The organism is Okeania sp. SIO2B9 (assembly GCF_010672505.1).
GTDB classification, from domain to species: Bacteria; Cyanobacteriota; Cyanobacteriia; order Cyanobacteriales; family Microcoleaceae; genus Okeania; species Okeania hirsuta.
The window spans coordinates 1-4,959 of sequence record NZ_JAAHGK010000509.1; the positions used below are offsets into that span (position 1 = coordinate 1).

Below are 4,959 nucleotides of genomic sequence, written 5' to 3' on the forward strand. Positions count from 1 at the left end.
GTCAACTGTTGTATTTACCTCCTTATTCACCAGACCTCAATCCCATAGAGAAATGTTGGTCTTGGCTTAAAAGTCGCATTCGTCACCAGCTCAAAGGATTTGATTGTTTGCTTTCCGGCGATTGAATTAGTTCTGCAAGCAGTGTCCTAACCGCCTTGGCGGTTGCTATATGGCTACTCCATCGGAGAGTGTCAGGTTTTGAGTGCCAATGTTGATAGCTCCTGCGTTTCCTTTGTCTGTGGTTTGGACTGAGATGTTGCCGTCTCCTTTGATGTTGATGCTTTCTGGGGCGGTGAGGTTGATGTTGCCTCCGTTGCCTGTGGAGCTTGTGGAGGCTGAGATGAAGCCTTGGTTGGTGAAGTTGATGTCTAGGTTGGGGTTGGTTTTGTAGGGGCTGAGGGTGAGAACGCCTGCATCTGCTGTGGCTTCGGTTTCGGCAAATATTCCCAGTTCTCCTGCGATGTTGAGTTGGTTGGTGTTGATGGTGATGTTGCCTCCTGGATCTGTTGTTGTTGCTCCGAGGTTGACTGTGGCACTTCTTTGGGCGTTTTCGCCGATGGTGAGTTGGGGGGTGGTGATTTCTATGTTTCCGGCTTTTCCGCCTCTGTTGGTTTCGACTGATAGTTGGGTGTCTGCTTGTAGGTTGAGGGTTTCTGTGGCTTTGACTGTGATGTTGCCTCCTTCTCCGGTGTTTTCGGTGAAGGCTAGTATTTGGGTGTTGGGTTGGATGTTGATTTGGTCGCCTTCTAGGTTGATGTCACCAGCGTTGCCTAGACCTGTGGTAAAAGCGGTGATATCTATACCGTCAGAGAGGGTGATGTTGGGACTAAGGATGTCAATTTGGCCTGCCTTGCCTGATCCGCTGCTGCGGACTGTTATTTGTCCGTTGTCAGTAATGTTGAGGGTTTCTGGGGCGAATAGGATGATATTGCCTCCTATGCCACTGCTTTCGGTGAAGGCAGAGATTTGAGCGTTTTCGTTTATTGTTAGTTGAGTTTCTGTTGTGATGAATATATTGCCTGCGTCTCCTTGGCCTTGGGTGCTGGCAGATATTTCAGCACCATTTTTAACGAATAGAGACCCGGTGGTAATAGTTACACCCCCCGCATCCCCTTCTGCTTCTCGGTTCACATCGCTAAAGACTCCAGTGAGATATTCTGAGTCTCCTCTATCCAAGACTATAGTCTCAGTAGCATTAATTTCCACACTGCCTGCATTCCCCTTGCCGAAGGTATCGGCAGATACTTGAGCACCATTAATAACTTCCAGAGACCTGGTGGTAATAGTTACATCTCCTGCATCCCCTTCTGCTCCTGGTTGCACTGCGCTAAATGCTCCAGTGACAAATTCTGAGTCTCCTCCATCCAAGACCACAGTCTCAGTAGCATTAATCTCCACAGTCCCTGCATTCCCATTACCAAAGGTATTGGCAGATATTTGAGCACCATTTTTAACTTCCAGAGACTCCGTAGTAATAGTTACATTTACGGTCGGGCAGACGGAAATTAACGCCTCTGGAGAGAATGGCCTCTGCTTTGTTGAGGAAACTCAATCTAGTAAGTCAGCTCGAACGAAGAGAAAGAGCAAACCCAAATCGTGAGGTTTGGAATCCCCCGTGCTTTAGCCGGGGGAGAATGTCAATATATCAAATATCCCATTAGGGAAAAAATAAAAAATTTTGTAGGAGGTTTCCACCGAACCCCCCCTACAAGGTTTTCTAGAGATGTCTATACAAGGCTTTTCTACTTGACATACTCCCGACGTTGTGCTTACGCGACAACCCAGGATTCTTCAGTCAGGAAAAAAACTGACCGCTGTTTTGCCAGAGGTGATGTCAACCCCCTGCGTTGATCTTGATAGTAACAAAATACCTCCTAGGTTGTTAAGGGTATAAGAAAATTTAGTGCATGGAGGTATCTGACTCTTGGCCTTGGCTTTCATCCCGACGCTCCCCTAATAGCTGCCGCACTTGCTCCGCCAACAGGAGAGCGCGGGACTTCCCGCCAGGGAAGTTAATTTTAAGTTTTCAACCCTGTATAGAACCCATTTGGTATCTTGAGCTGGATGACAATTTTGAGCCATGGAGTCGGGAGTGGGATAGAAGCAATAATTGAAAATACTTCAATACACCCCATCCCCCATCTCCTCATCTGCCCCTTTATTTTTAAATAGATCTCAAATGGGTTCTATATACCAGACCTAACTATTTCTTCGCTTCTTCACGCTCTTTAGCTTCCTTAATTACCACTTCCGCCACATTAGCAGGGCAAGGTGCATAATGGGAAAACTCCATTGAAAACTGACCTCTACCAGAAGTCATAGTCCGCAAGTCACCAATATAACCAAACATCTCACTCAATGGCACATCTGCTTTAATACGAGTACCCATGGGTGATGAATCTTGAGACTTAATCATTCCTCGACGGCGGTTGAGGTCTCCAATCACATCACCAACATGATCGTCAGGGGTAAACGCATCAACCTTCATTATCGGTTCGAGTAACTGAGGAGATGCTTTAGAAAAAGACTGTCGATAGGCCGCCTTAGCAGCAATCTCAAAGGCGATCGCCGAGGAGTCAACCGGGTGAAAAGCACCATCCATCAACGTAAACTTCATATCCACACAAGGGAAACCCGCTAACATACCCTTTTCAAAACTACTTTCAAAACCCTTTTGCACGGCTGGCCAAAATTCTCTGGGCACATTTCCACCAGTCACCTTTGACTCAAATTGGAAACCTTCACCTGGTTCAGCTGGCTCAAAAATATAGTCAATCTTAGCAAATTGACCAGAACCACCAGACTGCTTCTTGTGAGTATAACTATCTTCAAGACGCTTAGTAATAGACTCGCGATAAGCTACTTGTGGCTTACCAACTTCCACATCAACCCCATAAGTCCGCTTCAGAATATCAACCTTGATATCCAAATGCAACTCACCCATACCCTTGATAATAGTTTCATTACTTTCCGGGTCTGTCTCAACTCGGAAAGACGGGTCTTCCTGAACCATCTTGCTCAATGCCATGCCCAGTTTTTCCACAGAACCTTTGTCTTTTGCTGCCACAGCAATAGAAATCACTGGATCGGGGAACACCATCGGTTCTAGAGTTGCAGGATTTTTAGGGTCACAGAGAGTATGACCAGTTTGGACATTCTTCATACCAACGATAGCAACAATATCACCAGCTTGAGCTGATTCAATTTCTTCGCGAGAGTCAGCGTGCATTTCCACCAAACGTCCAACTCGCTCAGTTTTACCTGTAAAAGTATTCAGCACTGTGTCACCTTTGGACAACATACCAGAATAGATGCGGGTAAAAGTTAGAGCACCATATTTGTCGTCCATGATTTTGAATGCCAAAGCACGCAGAGGCTTCTCAGGGTCAACATAAGCTAAATTACCAGTCTCATTACCCTCTAGATCGATCTCTGGCTGTGGTTTAACTTCAGTCGGGTTAGGTAGATAATCAACTACCGCATCTAGTACCAACTGCACGCCCTTATTCTTGAAAGATGAGCCACAGTAGGTAGGGAAGAAAGCCAACTCATTGGTTCCCTTACGGATGCAGTTCTTGAGAGTGTCAATATCTGGCTCTTCTCCTTCCAGATATTTTTCCATCACTTCGTCATCTTGCTCCACAGCAGTTTCAACCAACATTTCCCGATATTTCTCTACATCATCAACCATGTTCTCTGGAACGTCTTTAATTTCATATTTGGTTGGGTCTCCAGAATCATCCCATACCCATGCTTTGCGGGTTAGTAGATCGACTACTCCCACAAAATCATTCTCAATACCAATAGGTAATACCATTACTAATGGCTTGGCCGCGAGTACATCTTCAACCTGCTTCACAACCCTGTAGAAATCAGCTCCGGTCCGGTCAAGTTTGTTTACATAGATAATCCGAGAAACTTTAGAATCGTTGGCATAGCGCCAGTTGGTTTCAGACTGGGGTTCCACACCACCAGAGCCACAGAATACACCAATACCACCATCAAGTACCTTGAGAGAACGATATACCTCGATGGTAAAGTCAACGTGGCCAGGGGTATCAATAATATTTAACTGGTGGTCTTTCCAGAAGCAGCTTGTGGCAGCGGATTGAATTGTAATACCCCGCTCTTGCTCCTGTTCCATAAAGTCTGTTGTTGCTGCACCTTCGTGGACCTCACCGATTTTATGGATTTTTCCGGTTAGTTTCAGGATTCTTTCGGTTGTGGTGGTCTTGCCTGCATCAACGTGGGCGAAGATGCCGAAATTACGATAATTAGTGAGGTCTTTTTTCATAATTTAACTCTCTTGTTAGGTGCTACACTTTTGTGTTACTTAAGTATTACATATAGGCGGTAGATTTAGCCTTAGCAGCTAGGAGAGAAATCACTACACAGGTTTCTGCTAGTTAGCTGGCCCTAAGCTGCCGCTGGATTTCAAACATTGGGTTTGAAATATCTGTTTTATGCCCATAATTATATTGCTGATTTTGACATACTCTTCACTTTTAAAGTACAGTAAGGGAGTATTGTGTCTATTTCATGGCATTTCCTGAATCAAGTTGTCCATTTATACTGATGATTGGCCTTTCTAAAATATTTATATTTTCCTACGCCCCAGGGTACTTTTATGCTCTTAGAAAAAATATACTTAAAATGAGTAATTGTATCCATCTTGTCTATGGACCGGTTGGATATGGTTTCGAGATACAGACAAAATTTGATCCCCCTCTCGGATATCAAAGTTGCCTTTGCTTGTCACAGTTTTCATCCTGACTGCTTTTAACCCAGCATTTTGGCCTTTGACGACATTGATCATATCCCCTGTTTTCCAACCTGGTACAGGTTTTTTTGCTTTGTCACCAATCCTAGGAAAACCATATTTATCCATCTGTACCATTTGTCGGCAACCATGTCCCATTGCTGTGACGACCAGGGGTTGAGAAGTAAATATTGTTAACT

At 44.8% G+C, this 4,959-nt stretch carries 2 protein-coding genes and 2 pseudogenes; 1 reads left to right on the forward strand and 3 read right to left on the reverse strand.

All coding sequences use genetic code 11. From position 1 onward, the window contains the following. Positions 1 to 150, forward strand: a pseudogene (locus F6K13_RS17940) (transposase); the annotation flags it as partial. 15 nt (positions 151 to 165) lie between these two features. Here F6K13_RS17940 and F6K13_RS17945 read toward each other — a convergent pair. The 3 genes and pseudogenes from F6K13_RS17945 to F6K13_RS17955 all read right to left on the reverse strand — a co-directional run. Then, a complete protein-coding gene (locus tag F6K13_RS17945; protein ID WP_124145539.1) occupies positions 166 to 1,398 on the reverse strand; it encodes a hypothetical protein in 1,233 nt (410 codons plus the stop codon). Positions 1,399 to 2,203: 805 nt separating this feature from the next. Further along, entirely contained in the window at positions 2,204 to 4,294 is a 2,091-nt protein-coding gene (fusA, locus tag F6K13_RS17950) for an elongation factor G (protein WP_124145540.1), read from the reverse strand. A gap of 354 nt (positions 4,295 to 4,648) precedes the next feature. Continuing rightward, a pseudogene (locus F6K13_RS17955) lies at positions 4,649 to 4,959 on the reverse strand (HNH endonuclease); the annotation flags it as partial.

Coding starts and splice junctions, on each gene's coding strand:
- fusA (WP_124145540.1), bottom strand. CDS start 4,294: ATGAAAAAAGACCTCACTAATTATCGTAATTTCGGCATCTTCGCCCAC.